The organism is Pseudoalteromonas sp. L23, from assembly GCF_021728455.1.
GTDB lineage: Bacteria > Pseudomonadota > Gammaproteobacteria > Enterobacterales > Alteromonadaceae > Pseudoalteromonas.
Genome location: NZ_JAKKCW010000028.1, coordinates 1 through 20,268 on the forward strand (window position 1 = coordinate 1; position 20,268 = coordinate 20,268).

The 20,268-nt window shown below is 41.7% G+C and carries 16 protein-coding genes; 6 read left to right on the top strand and 10 right to left on the bottom strand.

Going from position 1 to position 20,268, the window contains the following annotated elements; translation table 11 throughout:
• Positions 1–170 precede the first annotated feature (170 nt).
• Positions 171–974, bottom strand: coding sequence for a kinase (locus L3V43_RS22965; protein WP_237117461.1), 804 nt, complete (start codon positions 972–974; stop codon positions 171–173).
• Positions 975–1,179: 205 nt separating this feature from the next.
• On the opposite strand from L3V43_RS22965, the gene L3V43_RS22970 reads away from it, so the two are divergent.
• A complete protein-coding gene (locus tag L3V43_RS22970; RefSeq protein ID WP_237117462.1) occupies positions 1,180–3,561 on the top strand; it encodes a TonB-dependent receptor in 2,382 nt (793 codons plus the stop codon).
• 62 nt (positions 3,562–3,623) lie between these two features.
• Here the strand turns inward: L3V43_RS22970 and L3V43_RS22975 are convergent, their stop codons facing one another.
• The 6 genes from L3V43_RS22975 to L3V43_RS23000 form a co-directional block, all read right to left on the bottom strand.
• On the bottom strand, positions 3,624–5,633 hold the full coding sequence (locus L3V43_RS22975) for a TonB-dependent receptor (protein WP_237117463.1): 2,010 nt from the start codon (positions 5,631–5,633) through the stop codon (positions 3,624–3,626).
• Between the two features lie 136 nt (positions 5,634–5,769).
• Positions 5,770–6,030, bottom strand: a complete 261-nt coding sequence (locus L3V43_RS22980; RefSeq protein WP_010379248.1) for a hypothetical protein — start codon at positions 6,028–6,030, stop codon at positions 5,770–5,772.
• 171 nt (positions 6,031–6,201) lie between these two features.
• A complete protein-coding gene (locus L3V43_RS22985) occupies positions 6,202–6,453 on the bottom strand; it encodes a hypothetical protein (RefSeq protein WP_237117464.1) in 252 nt (83 codons plus the stop codon).
• A 6-nt stretch (positions 6,454–6,459) separates the two neighbouring features.
• The gene (locus L3V43_RS22990) at positions 6,460–6,870 is read right to left on the bottom strand and encodes a DUF1761 domain-containing protein (protein ID WP_010605209.1); all 411 of its coding nucleotides are present in this window, start codon (positions 6,868–6,870) and stop codon (positions 6,460–6,462) included.
• Positions 6,871–6,921: 51 nt separating this feature from the next.
• A complete protein-coding gene (locus L3V43_RS22995) occupies positions 6,922–7,437 on the bottom strand; it encodes a response regulator (RefSeq protein ID WP_010605208.1) in 516 nt (171 codons plus the stop codon).
• Positions 7,418–8,602, bottom strand: a complete 1,185-nt coding sequence (locus L3V43_RS23000; protein ID WP_227387841.1) for an ATP-binding protein — start codon at positions 8,600–8,602, stop codon at positions 7,418–7,420. Before L3V43_RS23000 ends, L3V43_RS22995 begins: the two co-directional genes overlap by 20 nt.
• A 237-nt stretch (positions 8,603–8,839) precedes the next feature.
• Here L3V43_RS23000 and L3V43_RS23005 point away from each other — a divergent pair, with 237 nt between their 5' ends.
• Positions 8,840–9,910 (top strand): ketoacyl-ACP synthase III, encoded by a 1,071-nt coding sequence (locus tag L3V43_RS23005; RefSeq protein ID WP_010605206.1) that lies wholly within the window; start codon positions 8,840–8,842, stop codon positions 9,908–9,910.
• A gap of 97 nt (positions 9,911–10,007) precedes the next feature.
• Positions 10,008–11,480 (top strand): aminoacyl-histidine dipeptidase, encoded by a 1,473-nt coding sequence (locus tag L3V43_RS23010; RefSeq protein WP_237117465.1) that lies wholly within the window; start codon positions 10,008–10,010, stop codon positions 11,478–11,480.
• Between the two features lie 101 nt (positions 11,481–11,581).
• On the opposite strand, the gene L3V43_RS23015 is transcribed toward L3V43_RS23010, so the two are convergent.
• Both L3V43_RS23015 and L3V43_RS23020 read right to left on the bottom strand, forming a co-directional pair.
• Positions 11,582–12,943 (bottom strand): leucyl aminopeptidase family protein, encoded by a 1,362-nt coding sequence (locus L3V43_RS23015; protein ID WP_102057898.1) that lies wholly within the window; start codon positions 12,941–12,943, stop codon positions 11,582–11,584.
• 55 nt (positions 12,944–12,998) lie between these two features.
• Positions 12,999–13,373, bottom strand: a complete 375-nt coding sequence (locus L3V43_RS23020; protein ID WP_237117466.1) for a hypothetical protein — start codon at positions 13,371–13,373, stop codon at positions 12,999–13,001.
• Positions 13,374–13,904: 531 nt separating this feature from the next.
• Here L3V43_RS23020 and L3V43_RS23025 point away from each other — a divergent pair.
• Complete coding sequence (locus tag L3V43_RS23025; RefSeq protein ID WP_029215790.1) at positions 13,905–16,496, top strand: TonB-dependent receptor; 2,592 nt, start codon at positions 13,905–13,907, stop codon at positions 16,494–16,496.
• Between the two features lie 98 nt (positions 16,497–16,594).
• Complete coding sequence (locus L3V43_RS23030; protein WP_237117467.1) at positions 16,595–18,061, top strand: sulfotransferase; 1,467 nt, start codon at positions 16,595–16,597, stop codon at positions 18,059–18,061.
• Here L3V43_RS23030 and L3V43_RS23035 read toward each other — a convergent pair.
• Positions 18,003–18,923: an alpha/beta hydrolase gene (locus L3V43_RS23035; RefSeq protein ID WP_237117468.1), complete on the bottom strand. Its 921-nt coding sequence runs from the start codon at positions 18,921–18,923 to the stop codon at positions 18,003–18,005. The genes L3V43_RS23030 and L3V43_RS23035 overlap by 59 nt on opposite strands.
• A gap of 176 nt (positions 18,924–19,099) precedes the next feature.
• On the opposite strand from L3V43_RS23035, the gene rlmF reads away from it, so the two are divergent.
• On the top strand, positions 19,100–19,957 hold the full coding sequence (gene rlmF, locus L3V43_RS23040) for a 23S rRNA (adenine(1618)-N(6))-methyltransferase RlmF (RefSeq protein WP_102057894.1): 858 nt from the start codon (positions 19,100–19,102) through the stop codon (positions 19,955–19,957).
• The last annotated feature ends 311 nt before the right edge of the window (positions 19,958–20,268 follow it).

Consider the following 20,268-nt stretch of genomic DNA (forward strand, 5'->3'; position numbering starts at 1 on the left):
TCAGCTTCCTTGATCATGCTGACAATTTGGGTTTCGGTGAACTTGCTTTTTCTCATCGTAAATTTTCCTATTTTAGTTAATGGAAAATTCTACTTATGAACTGTTTCATTTTTTGGGGGAGTTACAGAAGAGCTAGCAGCATAACTCATCAACTTTAACAAAAATTACACTCAGCTTGTGTATTCGCCAAGCTGAGTGTTTATTTGCAGCACTTCTCTATTCTCACCCAAACACACTTCAATATCCGCGATTCTTGGCAAGCTTCGTATTCCCCATGCCGATAGGCGTTGAAATGGCTGAATAAATTGTCTAACTTGCTCATCACTCATCCCTTTTCCGTTCGATGCTTTGAGCACATGCTCTTGTTGCAGCCGCCACAGATATACTCTGTCGAAGCTCATTCCATTTAAATAAATGAGACTATCTAATTGTGAAAAAATAGCTTGATACTCTTCACATAAAATTTGATTCACTTTTAAGCGAAACGAACCGTCTTTATCAAATTCTTGCTCAAATTGATTAACGGGAGGTGCTAACTCATCGCTAGACTGCGGCTCCACTCCCATACACCATCCCTCGATAATAAGTACCTGTAAACCCGCATCAACTTTTCGCCATTTTGATTTTGGCAACTTCCTATCTATTGATTTATCGAATACTGGTAAAGTAAATGCTTCACCGCGTTTAAATCTGCTCATAACATCTTGTAATAGTTGAAGATCGTGTGTACCAGGTAAGCCTCTTTGTTGAAACAGCGGATGAAACTTTGAAGCAAGTAATGCCCGCTCTTCTGGGTCTAAATAAAAATCATCAAGCGACACACACTTACAAGTAATGCCAACTTCCCTAAGTTGTTTACAAAGAGAATAGCTTAGTGTTGATTTACCAGAACCCTGAACGCCAGAAACTCCGATGACTAACGTTTTATTAGAATTAAATATTCCAAACCCTATTAGACTTTTGGCTAATTCCATATTTCTAAGTATTAATTTTCAAACTAATAACCGTATGATTAGTATAGACTTAAATAAAACAAAAACTCCACAACAAAAATAAAGTTACATTAAACTTGAATAATTTACATTAATAAATTATTTTTACCCTTCATTGATACATAGGCAATAGTACAAATATCGGTACTATTGTATTTTTCACACAAAAACAATAAGGGAAATCACAATGAAACCACTGGGGAAGATACCATTTGCTAAGAGTACTCTCTGCCTTAGCATGCTGGCTGCATCAGCAAGCTTTTACGTAACCGCGGAAGAACAACCAGAAAACGGTGCTAAAGAACAAATAGAAAAAATTACCGTTACCTCTCGTCGTAAAGAAGAAACCATCATAGAAATTCCAATGCAGGTTTCTACTATCTCAGCAATGGACATCGCTGATCGTAACTTAGTATCAGCAGAAGACTTTTATAGAACGCTCGCTGGGGCTGCTTCTCCTAGAGGTCAACTTATTTTGCGTGGCTTAAGTGGAGGTAACACTGCATTTCCAGATACAACCAGCGTTTTTGTCGACGACGTTCCTTTTACTTTTGAAAACTTAAACGACGTAGAGCGAGTTGAGGTTTTACGAGGACCACAAGGTACACTTTATGGCTCAAACGCTATCGGTGGTACGGTTAGGATCATCACTAAAAAGCCTGTACTTGATGAATTTGAATTTTTCGCGTCTACACAGGTTGGAAGTGAAAAAGATGTAGATGGTCTACATCGTAATATTTCAATGGGTGTTAACATTCCACTTGTTGATGATACGTTAGCACTGCGTGTAAGTGGTAATACAGAACATGAACGTTATCAAATGGTTAATATGAATACTGGTGTTCAGGGTAACGCAGATCGAGGCTTTATCCGCAGCCAACTATTGTGGCAAGTGGACCCAGAAACTTCTGTTACTCTAGGCTACGCACATACGACATTCAGCGACACAGGTACGACAACAGGTGACCGTTCTACACCAGGTTATTATTGGGACTACAGCCTAACAGCCAATGAGGAAGCAGCTTACGGATATGATGTCGATTTCTTTAAAGTTTCTTGTCCTGAGACAGCTGAGCGCCCTCAATGTAACGCGGGCAACGCACCAATTGCTAACAAAGGTGTGCCACAAAAATACCAAGTGTGGGACTTAATGGACCCATGGTCTGACTCAACTAATGATCTTTTCACTTTAAATATTCAGGATGATAACTTCCTAGATATAGCGTCTTTAACTTACGCAGGCTCTCACCGTACTTATGAAGAAGACAGCATTCAAACCGGATGGAGTCGTTTAGATGCATCAGATATGTTCCGTACTTGGATCATTGACCATCGCAAATATGAGCGTGTGACTCACCAACTGCGCTTCCAAAATATTGATGTAAACTCGCCTCTATCTTGGACTCTCGGCGCTTACTATGACGAAGTTGAATACGGCTACGATCCAGACTACCAAAATCAATATCATGAAAAAGGCGACAAAGTATCTGCGCTAGCACTTAATTGGTGGGGGGCAGATGCTACACAAATTGGTAAAGACACATTTGGCAACCCTCAGAACAACTGGAACCTTACCAACATTCGTGATTACTCGGAAGAACTCGCATTCTTCGCTGATGTTGCATACGAATTTGATTTAGGTGATTCCGGTAGCCTTGAAGTGAATGGTGGTGTACGCCGTTTTGAACTTAAAGATGGTTCTCACTACACGCAAGAAGGTATTTGGGCAACTTCTGAAGATAATTTAAGTGGTGAAGAATCAGGTAACCGCTATAAGTTCAGTGTTTCTTACCGTCCAAGTGAAGAAATGTCTGTATACGGCTTATATTCAGAAGGATATCGACCAGGTGGTAACAATGGTCCATTAGCAGCTTCATGTGAGGCTGATCCGCTTGCTAAAAATCGTAAAGACCGTTACACGTCTGATGCTATCGAAAACTATGAGCTAGGTCTTAAAGCAAGTGTACTTGACAGAAAAGTGGATTTCTCTGCTGCAATCTATCGTATCGATTGGACTGATATTAAAACCTCAGTATATATGGACACTTGTGGATTTTCATATACAGCTAACGGTGGTGAAGCTAAGTCTGAAGGTTTTGAGTTTGAGTCAACAGCTCGTTTAACTGACGACCTAACGATGTCATTCAACACATCGTACACAAGCTCTGAGATCACAGAAGACAATGACTCTATCTCAGCAAGCGCTGGTGATAAGATGACAATGGTACCGGAATGGAATGCATATCTAGCGCTTGATCAAAATATTCAATTGTTCGGTAAAGATGCGTACATCCGAGGTGAATACTCTTTCTATGACGAATATAAAACACACTTTAATGTTCGTGATGAAGATAAAACACCAGCATATAGTGTCTTTAACGTTTCAGGACGTATTCAGCTAAGTGATAGTCTAAAACTAAGTGTATTCGTTAATAACCTATTTGATAAAGAAACTGCTACCTATATGCGTGCTCGCTCTAGAAACGCCAATAATTCAGCAGCTCAAGAGTATATTAACTACCTAAATGGCCGCACAATCAGCCTGCGTGTTGATTATACCTTCTTTTAAGTAATAAAAAATGTGCCACCGCATAGGTGGCACATTCATTCTATAAACACCTACCCCATCAGCTAATTAAAATTCTTAATATACTGAATCAATAAATTTCTGCCCTGTTGTGGCACATGACCATCAATCAATCTTGGATCAAATGCGGTGTATTTTTTATCAAAAAGATTTTCAGCTTTCAGTTGAATTTTAGTATTGTTATCCAAATTAAAAGAAACGGTACCGCCAATGAGGTAGTAACTTGACTGCTTGAAATCATCTACGGTTGACTCTGGGGGTGCAAGTATCAATGTTGTGTCTCGCCAAATTGCATTTAAAGTAACTTCTACCGCCCCTCTTTTATGAGTAAAGGCAAGCGCAGCAAACTTTTTAAAACTGCCGTTTAATGGCTCGTCAAATAACTGGGTGTATGCACCTTGTATCCATGTTGAGTCACTTAAATTAAAATTAGCATTAACTTCAATACCCTGCATACTCGTCTCAAAGACATTATCAAATGTAAACTCAGCTTGCTCATCATCAATGGATACAAGATTAATAAAATCTTCTAGTTCATTGTTAAACAGTACCGCGTCAAATTGTTTGGACTCGTCTTGATAATGCCAGACCAGCTCTGTCGTTTTTACATATTCTGAAGTTAAGTTCGAATTACCTGATGTAACGTCATCGTTTGAGTTAAGCTCATTACTGACTGGTGTACGAAAAGACTCTCCATATTGTAGCTTAAAAGTGTTTGCTTCATCGTAGCCGTAAACGAATGCAAGCCTTGGCGATAAATTATCGTCTATGTCTTTCACTTCGTCATATCGTGCTCCTGCAAACATACTAAGTTGCTCGCTAAATCGATGCTTAGCTTGAACATAACCCGCATAAGAATCAAAATCCTGACGTAGCGAATAAAATGGCGCGTAGTCAGATATTGTCTGCACACCACCCAAATAGGTATGGTTATAAATAATGATGTCACCAGCAGTTTGGTCATAGTAAGTAGTTCTTACACCTGCTTTACTTTGCTCTTCCTTTGACAACTCAATGCCGAAATTCCATTGTAAATGGTCATTTTGTTTATAACCACCATCTAGGTTATAAGTTAAGTCTCTAGATTGCCAAGCTGGGCCAACTAAAAAGTCACCTCCTTGCGTGATACCTATTTCTGCTGCTGTAACGATGAGCCCTGCACTTTCAATGTTATGCTCAATAAAGCTCAGTTTATGGGTTAACTCGAGTAACTCAGTAATTTGCCACTGATACTCAAATGTTGCCGCATAGTTCTCACTTTTGTGTTCGTTTTCAGGGGAATAACGGGAAAGATTTAAAAACTCGTCAAGTTGAGTGCGGTTAAACCTTACTTGCCATGTTAACGCTTGATGATTGCCGCCAAACACAGCAAAAAGTGATTCTAACGGGTCTTTTACGGCACCTCCAAAATAGCTATCACCAGTGCGTTTATTAAATGCAATATTAGCGTAGACCAGTGTTTCGTTAGACACTTGCTTTGAAATATTGATCGCCGCTTGAGCGCTGCCATGCTCACCATAGCCAACAGAAAGCTGATTACTATGTTTTTTGGTAATAATATTCATTACACCAAGAAAGGCATTGCTGCCATAAAGTGCGGAGCCCGGGCCTCGAATAAATTCAACTTTATTGATAATTTCAATGGGAATGTACGGGGTGTAGACCGACGCTTTACCGAATGAAGACTCATTCAGCCTTTGCCCGTCAATCATCACTAACACATGTCCAGTATCCAGATACACACCACGGGTATGCTCTTTTGGCACGGCTCCAACCCAATCGCCTCGAGTAGATTGAAAGCCAGGTACAAAATTCATTAAATCATAAACATTGTCGACACCTAGGCTATTGATTTGTTCTGAATTAAAGACAGTAATACTAGAGGGAACCGATGCTCTAGTCTCATCGGTTTTGGTTGCGATAGAGACGTTTACATTCAACAGCTCTTCAAACGACAGCTGATAAAGGTCGGCGTCCATAGCTTCTGGTTCAGCGACTACCGCAAAAGGAATTAAGAATGGAGTGACTTTAATTAACGCGCTTAAGTTTTTCATATTATACGAGCTCTATGTTCCCACACTTCACTCGTAGTGTTAGATTACTCTAACCTACGTAGCAGCATATGATTAACTTAATAATACTTGCTCCTAGCCACTACGCAAGTTTTTGATTAGCCTTTTCTTTTAGACCCTAAGCAGATGCCAACTTTCTCGCTTTGAAATATTTAAATAAACCAATTAAAGACGCTGCGATCCAAAATAACTCTATCACAAAGCTTGCAAGGTTAAAGTTATAACAAAGACTAATCAGTAGTAGGATCGCACCACTTAAATTCATCAAGTTATACGTTAAACTATCGGGAGATGCCTTTTCCAGCTGTAGCATAAAGAATGCACCAACAACCAAGAAAGTGCCTGTCATACCGATGATATCGAACATTAAATCGATCATGTTTTTTCCATTTAGCAAGACCCAATAGGCTGGCCCAGTTCCATGGGAAGGGTCATTTTCATTCATTGAAACAGCAAAGCCAAACGGCGAAATAGTAACAAACTGGGAAATTCAAGACAGGACATTTGTCTGATAACAAAAAAAGGTGAGCAATAAGAATTGAAGTAATAACTACTTGAAGGTGACCTTGCCACCAATCATTTTCAGTGCTGGCGCACCTCTCACTAATGTATCCCGGGCAAACTCTTGCTCACAATTGGGGCAGTTTACTTGGTTGGTGGTAAAGTCCTGGGTGATCCGTTCTTTAAAACAATTGACGAGGCTGCCCTTGCCTCCCTTACGATACTTAAATAGCTGCTGGCGGCATCCAGAACAATAAATATCGACGGTTCTAACAGGGCCTTTTTTATTGGGTTTTGCCATACCGAGTTAGCTCATGATCCTAAGTACAAATGCAATGAGCGTAAACTGTAACACATGATAGCCACCGTTGACTAAAAACAGTTTCATCGGGCGCTGCTCAAATATATAGCTTATTCCTAATGAACAGGCGACGAAAAAAACTCCCACACCAAGCCCAACTCCGGTAGCCGCTAACAAAGAGAGCGATAGATCAAGCATCACAGCCATAAACACAGCGGACAACAAAGATAACAGAAATGCGACGCCAAAAGTCATCTTGGGATCGCTCGTTTGTAAGTCAAGCTCTGTCAACCCACACCCCTCCATCCATGTTTTTTGGAACAGCATAGGCGAATACCAAATACCACCTAACATAAAGGAAGACAAAGCGGCGAGAATAATTGCCCAAAGGTTCAATGCTTCAAATGAGAATATCATCGACTAACTCAGCATATTTCATTTTATTTAATAATGAGTATAAGTGAAAACCTACTTATAAACAGGTTTCTTTTGTAATTTCCTCTGCAGCGTTCTTCGGTGCATATTAAGTTGCCGTGCAGTTTCAGAAATATTACCTTCGTTTGCCTTTAGAACTTGCTGAATATGTTCCCACTCAAGTCGTTCTGGAGACATGACTTCTTCTACGATTTCTTGAGTTTTCTCTCCCAATAGCGTTTGTACTATCAAACTGGTACTTGCTGGCTTAGTTAGGTAGTCATCAGCACCCAATTTTATCGCCTCAACTGCAGTTGCAATGCTAGCATAACCCGTTAATAATACAATGCGAGCGCTTGGATTGAGCTGCTTGATTTGTGTTATGAAGTTTATTGAGTTGGCCTCACCCAGCTTCATATCCAACAATATGTAGTCGAAAGCTTCTCGTTTACAAGCCACCTGCATATCTTCAATTAAAGTGACGTGTTCAACACCAAAGTCTTGTTTTTCCAAGCGCCTCATCAATGTTTGTGCGTAAGGCACGTCATCTTCAACAAGCAGTAACTTCATCACTCACCCTTGGTAGTTTAATCGTACATTTTGTCCCATCGGTAACGTCGCTTTCAATAAGCAGATGTCCACCAAGCCGTTCAATTGTCGCATGACTAAGCAGTACTGCCATGCCAAGCCCAGATTCACTATTCACTACATTGTGCCCCAGCTGCGCTAGCCTTTCTTCTGCTATTCCCTCACCTTTATCAAGAATGGTTATCACATGCTCAGTCGGCTCGGAGGTAAATATCACCTCTATGTCCGTCTGTTTTGCTTGCTCATTTGCTCGCACACCGTTACTAATAAGGTTCAAAATCGAAGGCATCAACATAGGATCATCGCACAGCCCCCCCTGAACATTAGTAATATCGAATCGAAAATGCTGCCGTGGAAATTGTAAATTCGTTAATTCTTTTAACTGCTCTGCAAGATGCTCTGCAGTTATCATTTGTTTAGACGCTGACTTTAAATACTCAGTGAATTCTCTAAAGACATTAAGCTGCTCCTTACATTTCCCAAGAGGTTCCGACATTTCTTGAACACATGGATCTTTTGGATACGACTCCTCCAGCTCTTCGTGTAATAGCGCCAAATGTGCGATTGGCGTGGCGAGTTGATGGGTTGCTTGTGCGGCCGCACTACCTAATGCGATTAATTGCTCTTGCTGTAGCTGCTGCTCTCGTAACATGGCAATTGCCCGCTCTTTTTTTCGATTTTGCTTTACCAATATGCTCACCACGGTAACAACGACTATAATAGTGAAAGTAAAGTTAACTAACATCCCGAGCAAGTGAGTGCTCATGTCCATATGGTGGACATGTTCATGAGACATTTTTATATAAAGATAAAGATAAGCCCCAATCGCCCCAGCCGACACCATCAACATGTTGATAGTTGGAATAGTTACTGCTGCAATAACCGTTGGCAATACCAGCAAGGACACAAACGCATTGGTCGCTCCACCCGTCAGGTCCAACAAAATAGTAAGAAACAAAATGTCCGCCAACAATTGCATTGTCATACCAATAGACGCGGCTTCTTTTGTGTTACGGTAGGCGTAAATACTTAATAGCTGAAATACCGACTCCGCTGCCACCACTCCAACCACTGCAACAAAATCAAATTGTTTACCAAAAACTAGAGCTGCGATAGCGAGCATCACTATTTGAATGATGATTGCCACAGATCGCAACAACAACAGTTGACCCAATGCAGAGCTGGGAGAAAACGCAATTTTCATGAAAATATAAGAAGCTAAGCTAAGATAAAAGAATTATACCTAATCTAGCGAAAATAGGTGTGATCGAACTCAGTTATATCGCCGTTTTACAAGCCACAGCTTCGCTTTTATGGCAATACTGTGAAGGATTTGGTATAAATAAAAAATTGGCCAACTGGTCGGATTAGAATAAGAGACACTATGGTTTATGCAAAAATCACGGGCTGGGGTAAGTGCATTCCACCAGCGAGCATCAGTAATGATGAAATTAGCACCATCGTTGATACCAATGATGAATGGATAAGTACAAGAACAGGTATAAAATCCAGACGCGTTAGTCATGTTAGCACTGCCGAACTTGCAACGGTTGCAAGCCAACACGCTTTGGCATGTGCAGGACTTGAAGGTAAAGACATCGATCTTGTTCTACTTGCAACCTGCACCCCGTCAACTATGGTGGCAAATACAGCTTCTTTAGTACAAAAGAATATTGGAGCCGTGGGTGCTGCAGCATGTGATACCAATGCGGCCTGTTCGGGCTTTTTGTATGCATTACAAAATGCCACCGCACAGATCCAAGCCGGTATGATTAAAAGAGCAGTCATTGTTGCAGCTGAGCGTATGACTTGGTATGTAAACTGGGCAAAGCGCGACAGCGCAGTATTATTTGGCGACGGTGCTGGTGCTGTCGTGCTTGAAGCAAGTGAGGAACCAACCGGCCTATTAGGCACCAAAACTGGCTGTGATAGCACTGACAGAAGTATATTACACATTCCAAACTATGGTACCGATATGGACCGCTGTGCAGGCACCGGACCTTCTGACCTCTCTTTTGAGGGACGTGAAATCTTCAAGCGTGCTGTAAAAGGTATGAGTGAAGCATGTGATGATGTACTCAACCAAGCACAGCTATCACTAGAAGACATTGATGTACTTATCCCGCACCAGGCAAATCTTCGTATCATTCAAGCGATCCAAAATCGTTTGGAAATTTCAGATGATAAAGTCATGGTCAATATCGACAAGTACGGTAATACCTCAGCTGCAACAATTGCAATTGCACTGTGTGAAGCTGTCGAAAGTGGTCTTATTAAGCCACACGCTAATATTATGTCGGCGGCATTTGGCGCTGGATTAACCTGGGCTGCGAGCTATTTAAAATGGGGAGAAAGAACGACCCCAATTGCGATGTCGGATGCACGTTTACCTGATTGCGATAAAACAGGTCTTGAGTTGATTGCACCAGCAGTGGCCGCGAGTCAAGCTCAATAACTAACCTACTCTCCCGAATTAAGGTTAATTGCTCGATCTTGCCCTTGGGTGGGTGGTAATATTGCAATATTATTATCGCTCATCCAAGGAGTTTATTGTGCTCAAAGCGCATACCGAGATCTGTCAATTAGAACCACAAGCAATTTGGAAGTTTTTTGACCAAATTTGTGCCATTCCCCACCCTTCAAAACACGAAGAAGCGCTAGCAAGCTTTATTGTTGACTGGGCTAAAAGCAAAAATTTAGACGTACGTCGTGATAACACTGGTAATGTGTTCATCAAAAAAGCTGCAACAAGTGGCATGGAAAATCGTAAGCCTGTTGTACTACAAGCACACATTGATATGGTGCCACAAAAGAATGACGATACAGCACACGACTTCGTTACCGATCCAATCAAACCATATGTTGATAATGATTGGGTAACTGCAACTGGCACTACATTAGGTGCAGACAATGGTATCGGCATGGCATCATGTTTGGCCGTATTAGACGCTGACGATATCAAACACGGTCCACTTGAGGTGTTACTAACCGTTGATGAAGAAGCAGGCATGAGCGGCGCGTTTGGTTTGCAATCTGGCTGGTTAGAAGGAGAAATTCTGCTCAACACCGATTCAGAGCAAGAAGGCGAAATCTATATGGGTTGCGCAGGTGGTGTAGATGCATCCTTAACTCTACAACTCGTGCGAGAAGCGTTACCTAAACACCATCAAATCTTTGAGCTGTCTCTAAAAGGCTTACGCGGCGGACACTCTGGCGTCGACATTCACACTGGTCGTGCAAACGCTAATAAATTGCTCGCAAGATTCTTAAAACACCATATTGCAGACTTTGATCTAAGACTTATCGAGATCAGAGGCGGCTCCCTACGCAATGCAATTCCGCGCGAAGCATACGCTGTCATTAGTTTTGATGAAACGCAAATAAGCGAGTTCCAGGCGCTGATTGAAGCTTATGAAACCATCATTAAGCAAGAATTATGTGCCATAGAAACCGGGATCACATTTGCGCTCAGCACCTCAAAAAGTACCACGTTGCCAATGAGCCAAGCTTCTGAAAGCAAAGTATTAGCGCTTCTCAATGCTTGCCCTAATGGTGTTGTACGCATGAGCGACGATATTCCAGGTGTTGTTGAAACCTCACTTAATATGGGTGTAATTTCTACTACAGATAACAGTTTAGAAGTCCTATGTTTGATCCGTTCATTAATTGATTCTGGTCGCAGTGATGTCGAGGGTATGTTGCGTTCACTGGCTGAGCTGACACAAGCAGACATTGAATTTAGTGGTGCTTACCCAGGCTGGAAACCTGATCCAAGCTCAGAAGTATTAGCTATTTTCCGTGATATGTATGAATCAATCTACGGTGAAAAGCCACATATTATGGTTATTCATGCTGGTCTTGAATGTGGTTTGTTCAAAGAACCTTACCCGAACATGGATATGATTTCTTTTGGTCCAACCATCAAATTTCCACACTCTCCCGAGGAAAAAGTAGAAATTTCAAGCGTTGGCCTATATTGGCAGCAAATGAAAGGGATCTTAGAAAACATTCCTGAAAAGCAGTAAAACTAATCTAAAATTAATTATACCAATTCGGTTATTAGACAAACTAAAAGCCCAGCTTACGTAGCTGGGTTTTTCATAGATTTCAGGCTCTGTGATTGTGATTAGCCGAACTTTTTCTCAAGATAACTAAACATGGTTCTAAGACCCAATGCTTCACCACCAACAGGTCTACCCGGTAACGCTCTCACGTTCCAAGCCATCACATCAAAATGTAGCCAAGGTGTCGTGGCTGGCTCAACAAATTCTTTTAGATACAGTGCAGCTGTTATTGAACCACCAAACGGCGTCGAACCACAGTTAGCAATATCGGCGATATCGCTCTTGAACAGCGCCTTATACTGATCAAACAAAGGCAGTTGCCAAATAGGATCCGCATTACCCAGACCAATTTCCATTAGCTCAGAAGCAATCGCTTGATCTGTAGAATAAAAACCAGGTAGTTCAGTGCCAAGTGCAACGCGACACGCACCAGTCAAGGTTGCAAAATCTATCAATAGCTCAGGCGCTTCTGTTTGCGCTTCTGCCAATGCGTCGCATAAAACCAAGCGTCCTTCGGCATCGGTATTGTCAATTTCAACCGTAATACCTTTACGTGTTTTGATCACATCACCTGGCCTAAAGGCATTGCGAGAAACCGCATTTTCTACCGCTGGGATAAGTACGCGTAATCTTACAGGCAGTTTTGCCGCCATAATCATATTGGCCAACGCGATAACATGAGCCGCTCCGCCCATGTCTTTTTTCATATTACGCATTCCAGACGCAGGTTTTAAGTCCAGACCACCAGAGTCAAAACATACGCCTTTACCAACTAACGTAAGTTTTGCGTGGTTTTCATTACCCCAACGTAAGTCAAGCAAACGCGGAGCATTGTCACTCGCACGGCCCACCATGTGGATTGTTGGGTAGTTGTGCTCCAATAACTCATCACCAATGATTTGTTCAAATGATGCGCCATATTGCTCGGCAAGTTCTTCCATTACTTCAGCCATGTGCTGAGGCATCATATCGGCAGCCGGTGTGTTTACTAGATCTCTTGCAAGATTAATAGACTCGACAGCCGCTTTTACTTTGGCATATATATCAGCATCTTCGATAGCAAGCTTTGCGACAATCGCTGGCAATTCTTTATAAGCAGAAAATTGATACGCCCCCAGTAAAAACGCAATAGCGTGGCTCTCAACTTGCTCAGAAGCGATATCAATAAAATAAGTACCTTTTGGTAACTGCTTTGCAAGATCGCCCAATAGCCAAAAATCATCGTCTTCAGCAATAACAATAACTCGCTCTACTTCTCCAGAATCAGCATTCGGAATAAGAATATTTTTTTGCGATTGAAGTTGTGCGGTTTTTACGAAAAGCTGTGTCGTACTTGACTGCTGCGCTTGCCATGACGCTAATTCTGCAGCAGAGAAGATAGAAATGGGTGTACCCTTCGCAGAGTGAACGAGTAGGTTGTTCATGTAGGCCTCAAATTTATTATGTTCGTACTTAGATTACCAAGGCTAAAAAGAAAATTCACTGTTCCTCGGTTTTTGTTGGCTTTTTTTTCAAGTTGAATGAGCTAGGCAAAACATCCACGCCCACTAATTGACCGACCTTTACGATTACCGGAATGGTAATGGGGGCAAAAGGTAAAACGGCAAACACACCCAATCCTAATCCTTTGAGAATATCCACAAGTTGGGCGTTTGCTGTTTTTAACTCAGCCTTATGCGCTCGCCCCAAAGTATATCGCTTGTATATCTCAAGCATTTCTTTCGTTTCTTGTTTCTCTTGTTCTAGTGCGCATTTGAGCGCAATCATTGCTCTGCGCAATCTTATTTGCTGTCTGCGTTTACTGATCCGAGCAACGCGCATCGGTGCTTTATGGACAACTTTGATCAGTTTCATTAATAAACTCAAAGATAGTGTTGTCCAGAGTCTATCAAAATTTTTAGCACTTTAGCTATTAGCCATTGGTACAAATTAGCTATTCTAACGAGTAAAGTTATACGTAAAGTGTGCAAAACAACGAACTAGAACAAAATCAACCTCAATTACCACACAAAACTGTACAATAATCACTCACACAAAGACTAGCACCTAGCATTGCTCAATTAATCTACAAAAACTGAATAATGAAATTTCCGTAATCTCGCTAAACTTTGTAACAACAAATTATAAGCAACTGGGTGTTTCTCTTCAAAACTAGTTAAACCGTCCAAAAGTTCATCTTCAACAATAACTTATCATTCAACCTTTGCAATTCTTCTTAGCCTAAACAAAAAGTTATTAAGAAAGTTGCAGTTTCAGAAATCACTGCTAATTTTAAAAAAGCGCTTGCCAACACATAGCAAATTAAATTATATGTGTATTAAAGGTAAAAATATTATAAATGGCCTTTTTATTGGTATGACAACAACAATCAACTGGGGAAACAGGATGAAACTAAAAAGTAACACGGTGCGCCGTGCAATTCGCTTCGCGCTCGCTTCAGCAGCAACAACGTCACTTCTTACTACCACCGCAATGGCTGAAGAAGCCAACCAAGCAAAAGCAGATGAAAAAATTGAAAAAATCGCGGTAGTTGGCTCCCGGGCTGCTCCTCGCTCTGTAGGCGAGTCACCAGTGCCAATTGACATCATCGGTGCTGAAGATATGTCGAAAGCTGCGGGCTCTGACATGCTGGAATTACTGAAAGGATCTGTACCATCTTTGAACGTACATGCAAACCCAATCAGTGATGCAGCGACTCTAGTAAGGCCAGCTAACTTACGCGGATTGCCTGCGGACAGTACGCTGATTTTGTTAAATGGTAAGCGTCGCCACCGTTCATCGGTTATTGCCTTTTTAGGTGGCGGTATTAACGACGGTGCTCAAGGTCCTGATATTTCAGTGATCCCTAGTATCGCGCTCAAACAGGTGGAGGTACTTCGCGACGGTGCTGCCGCGCAGTACGGTTCAGATGCAATCGCGGGTGTAATGAACTTTGTACTTAAAGACGCTAGCGAAGGGGGCTCGTTCTCTATTCGTCAAGGTGAATACTACGAAGGTGACGGCGACACGACGGTTATCGAAGGTAACGTAGGTTTGCCATTTACAGATGATGGTTTTGCTAACTTAAGCTTTCAGTACAAAGAAGCGGATGCGACTAGCCGCAGTGTTCAGCGTCCTGATGCAGCAGCTTACATTGGTGCCGGAGTTGAAGGAGTTGGTGACCCAGCGCAGATCTGGGGTGCGCCAGAAATTAAAGATGATATAAGTATCTTCGGTAATGTTGGCGTAGATGTCACTGACAATGCTCGATTCTATATGTTTGGCAACTACTCCGAGCGAGACGTTAAAGGCGGATTCTATTATCGAAATCCACAAACCCGTCCTGGTGTATACTCTAACGACGGTGGTGAAACGCTGTTAGTGGGAGACTTAGATGGTGTAGGTGTGGGTATCGAATGTCCGGTAGTTAACTTGACGGATAAAAATGTAGCGAACATCCCAGCGTATCAATTAATTGCTGCTGATACCGAGTTAGGTAGAAACTGTTTTGCCTTTAATGAAATTTTACCTGGAGGTTTCACGCCGAACTTTGGTGGTAACATCACTGATACCTCTCTAACTATCGGCGTTGAAGGTGAGTTTAAAGACGGCTTTTTGGAGGGGGGTTACTGGGACTTAAGTGGCTCGGTTGGTCGTAACGAATCACGTTACTTCATCACTAACACGGTAAACGCTTCACTTGGCGCAGATACGCCTATGGACTTCAGCCCAGGTAAATACATCCAACTGGAAAAGAATTTTAACTTTGACGTGTCAAAAGGCTATGACTTTGACCTAGCTTACGATGTAAACGTTGCAGCAGGTCTTGAGTGGCATGAAGAAACATTTGAAGTACTTTCAGGTGATGAAGCATCATTTATTGCAGGGCCACTGACTGAGCAAGGCTTTGGGATAGGTTCAAATGGTTTCCCAGGCTTCAAACCTTCTGCAGCAGGAGAATACACTCGTCGTAACTATGCTGCTTATGTGGATATCGAGACCCCATTTACTGAAGAGTTTATGATGGGATGGGCGCTTCGTTACGAAGATTACGATTCATTTGGTTCGACTACAAACTTTAAGATCACGGGTCAATATCATGTTACCGAAGACTTCTCGGTTCGTGGTTCAATCAGTACCGGTTTCCGCGCGCCAACGGTAGGTCAAGCTAACGTGTCTAACGTGCAGACAAACTTAAGCAGTGGTGTATTGGTAGATTCAGCACTATTACCACCAACAAACCCTGTTTCAGAGCAGCTTGGTGGTACTGAATTGACTCCTGAAGAGTCAGAAAGTTACACACTAGGTGCGGTATATCGCTCTGGCGACTTATTTATTACGTTAGATTACTACAACATTGAAGTAACTGACCGTCTAAGCCAGTCTGAAAAAATCGTTTTAAGTGATGCTGACAAAGCAGCCCTTAAAGCGGCGGGTGTTCCTAACGTTGATAACTTAGCGCAGGTGAGCTTCTTCACTAACGACTTCGATACCACGACTCAAGGTATCGACTTAGTTGGTAACTATTCTATGGATATGCTGGGTGGTTATGCAACATTCAGTGCCGCATACAACTGGAATGAAACCGAAGTAGACCGCTTCTCTGCTATCACAGGTGACTTCAAGGTATCTCGTTTAGAAAACGACTTACCGAAGCACAGAGGCACATTAACTTGGGCTCAGCAATGGGATAACTTCTCAGGTTTTGTTCGTATGAACTACTTTGGCGAATACCAAGGCGTTCACGTCGATTATGATGCAACAGCAAAAACAGCGGACGCGACAATCACATTTGATGCAGAGCTTACCTACTTTGCAACAGATTCGATCAGTCTATCTGTTGGTGCAAATAATATCTTTGACCAAGATGCTGAAGAACTAGACTTCTTTGACGCTACAGGTATCCCAAATAACAACTGGGGTGGCAAATACTATGAAACTTCACCATACGGTATTAATGGTGGTTTCTACTATGTGAAAGCAACCTATACGTTCTAACTTTTACTGTAACCCAGAAACAAAGGCGAACTAGCATTAGCTATTTCGCCTTTTTATTTTTATCCTATATAACAAAGCAGTTAATTTTGAATACAAACATGTTGTTATTAAAGCGAGCCAACGAATTATTAGCCGAAAACAAGCTTAGAGAAGCTGAGTTTATGTACAAGTCTGTACTAAAACAGTCACCTAACAACGGTCCAGCTCTATTTGGTCTAGGCCGCATTTGCATGCGTTTAGAGCAGTATGATAACGCAATCTACTATTTAAAAAGAGCCTGCGAACATTTACCAAAAATGCTTGAGCCGCTCTTCGCATTGGCCGATGCATTTTTAGCCGTAGGTTCACCGGTTGACGCAAAAACCGTACTTGAATACACCTTAAGCGTGGCAAAACATAATGCCCAAGCCCATTACCAACTCGGTCAATTTTATCTGGACTATGGCTTTATTGAACAAGCCAAAAATGTCTTTAAAGCGGGGTTAGATTGTCCTCATAGTACAGTGACTGCCTTTATGCTGTACGAACTGGTACAAATGTCCTCAGTCAAAGAATTACCTACATATTTAGCGATTTTAGAAAAATTGGAAAATGAGTTTGAAGCACCGAGACTAAAAACCGTGGTCCACTATGCTCTTGCTAAGTGTCATGAACAATTAGGTAACTTTAATGCAGCCCAAGATAACTATGCTTTAGCGAATGATACACAGCTGCTGATGAGCGAGTTTCGTACTGTAGACATGCTGCCATTTTTTGAATCAATCAAAAAGTATTGTGGCAAAGCGTTTTTTGATAAACCTAGTGATAAGGTTAAGACAACATTTACCCCTGTTTTTATTGTTGGTTTGCCAAGAACAGGTTCGACTCTCCTAGAACAAATGCTAGTACAACATTCACATGTTGGTACACTAGGCGAGAATACCGTGATCAGCGATAAAATTGTCCCTTACCTCAGTAAACGCAACAATTCAGAGTTCCCAGGTTGTTTAGACCAACTAAGTAACTCTATGTTAGATCATTGCCGCATACTCTATGTCGACGAGATAAAGCGGCATCGAGTGTCGGAAGAAGTGGTGATCAATAAACTTCCAGCTAATTTTCAAAATCTGGGCTTAATCCACAAGCTCTTCCCAGAGGCGCGAATTATACATTTAACTCGCAACCTCAATGCAACAGCCTGGTCGGTCTACAGTAATCATTTCGCCGAAAGCGAGCCCTACTTTTGCTCTTTAAGTGAATTTGCCTTGTATGCGCAAGCGCAAAGCGACTTGATGTCACATTTTAACCAATTTATGAAAAGAGATATTTTTACGCTCAGTTACGAACAACTTATTGCAGAGCCTGAAAAGTCCCTCAAACAATGCTTGAGCTTTTTATATCAAAAATACGAACCTGAATGCTTGGAGTTTCACAAATCTAAAAAGCCGGTGCATACCCTAAGTAAGGCGCAGGTCAGAAAGCCAATCAGTACGCAGCCACTGGAAAAGTGGCAGCGCTATGAAGCATTTATTGAGAAGATGATTGCTCAACCACAAAGCGATCAAACCACGCCAGCAAATCTTTAAACTGATCATCACGTGCATGTTTATGGGTTAACATGTCTATGTGCCCATAATTGTGCCGATGGCCGTGCTTTTTTCCATAAATTCTGAGTTCTTGTATCCCCTTTCCAGATTCACGAATAAACGCTTGAATATCGACAGGTTGTGCCAGTGCTTTATCTTTAACGCCAGCAATGTGCAAGATTGGAGGCAACGTCATGTCTTGTAATACCGCGGCATAATTAAAACCGTCATCCGAGTCAACCCATGGGTGCTTCTGTGCCCAGTCAGCGCTTTGTGCATGTGACTTTAAAGACTCATCATCACTTCCCCAACCAAGTCTCTTCGCAGGTAAGTACCCATGCTTTTTCGAATAATAGTGCGCAACGTTAAACCATATCAGGTTTGCTTTAAGTAATTTGCTCGGGTGATTGTTATGTAAACTACGCTTAGAGCCAAAATAAACACATGCTTTAACATGCTGAATTTCTTCAGGAAAGCGTGCAAAAACACTATTCATCAATACTCCTCCCCAAGAATGCGCAATCCAATATTGTGCTCTAGATCCGGTATATCGTTCGATAAAATTCAGCATTTCAGGGATTTCGTGCAAGATTGATTCAGTTTGACCATAATCCGCTTCAGCGTCGATTTTAGGTATGCTCTCTCCTCGCCCACGAAGATCACCAACAAAACAGCGATAGCCGTGTTCAGCTAAAAAAGGCGCTAGCCCTTTATTACTTTCAGTATAAAAAATTTTGCCATTTTCAACCGCACCATGCATAAAAAACACAGCGGGGCCGCTACTATCCGGTTTTGCTATATATCTGAGGTGGAGTTTATGTCCATCTGCTATATCTACTAATAGTGATTTTTGCTCTATCATTTCTTTGTTTTTATTCTTTTAACACTAACCTCATCGTACCAGTTGACTGATTGATAAGTAAACTCTTAAACGAAGCAAATAAAAGGGTTGATATGCCTCTAAGATAAAGCCAGTATTCAAGACTTAAGCGTTCGATTAAAAGTGTTATAATCCTTTTTATTTATTCGAAGAATCCTGTGCACCCAAGAAACAAGCATAATTCAGGCTATGATCTAGACAAGCTTATAGCGATTGAACCCGCTTTAAAGAATTTTACTTACAACCGAGCTGATGGCATAAAAAGCATCGACTTCACTAATCCAGATGCCGTAAAACTGTTAAATAAAGCATTGCTTAAATCAGACTACGATATACAAGTTTGGGATATCCCCGCACAATTTTTATGCCCGCCGGTTCCAGGCAGAGCAGACTATATCCATGCGTTGAAAGATCTGTTAGATGAAAGTAACTTGCCAGATAAGGTGCAAGGCGTAGATATTGGCACTGGTGCCAATTTGATCTATCCCATCTTGGGATCAAGAGAATATAACTGGCGCTTTGTGGCCTCTGACATCAATCCTCTTGCTGTGAAGTGTGCCAAAACCATCGCAGAACTAAATAAGCTGCCGGTAAAAGTGATGCAACAAAAGCAGCCTAATCACTTTTTTAAAACAATAATAAAAGCAAACCAGTTTTATCATTTTTCAATGTGTAACCCGCCCTTCCATTCCAGTGAAGCAGATGCAAATAAGGGCACGCAAAGAAAGTGGAAAAACCTTAACCGAGCACCACAAGCCTCGCTAAATTTTGGCGGCCAAGCTCAAGAGTTATGGTGTGAAGGTGGAGAAAAGCGTTTTATACTGGATATGATCTCTGAGAGTGCCACTTTCAAAGAGCAAGTTTATTGGTTTACTTCCCTTATCTCTAATAAAGACAACGTCAAACCACTTAAACAGCAACTTAAACAGTTCGCTGCAGAGCAAGTAAAAGTGATCGAGATGGAGCAAGGTAATAAGACAAGCCGTTTTATCGCCTGGAGTTTTTTCACACCCTAGCAATGTATATGGTGGGCTCGAGCTCACCTCGCGTGACTCTCTATACCCCACCGTTGCATTACTGCAACGGGTTTTGAGGTACATTTTTTGCTGGAACTTCATTGCAAGCCATCGGTGGGTGAACCACCTCTCACCATGTTGCACTGTGCCTATACTGTGGTAGGAGCGAGTTTACCTCGCGAGATTTTTAAATCACACATAGCAAAAAACCCGTCGCATTGCTGCAACGGGTTTTGATGTACATGGATGTTCGAATGTCGATGAAGTTCATGGATGAACGCTTTTCATCAACCTCTTATTTGGCCCTGGCT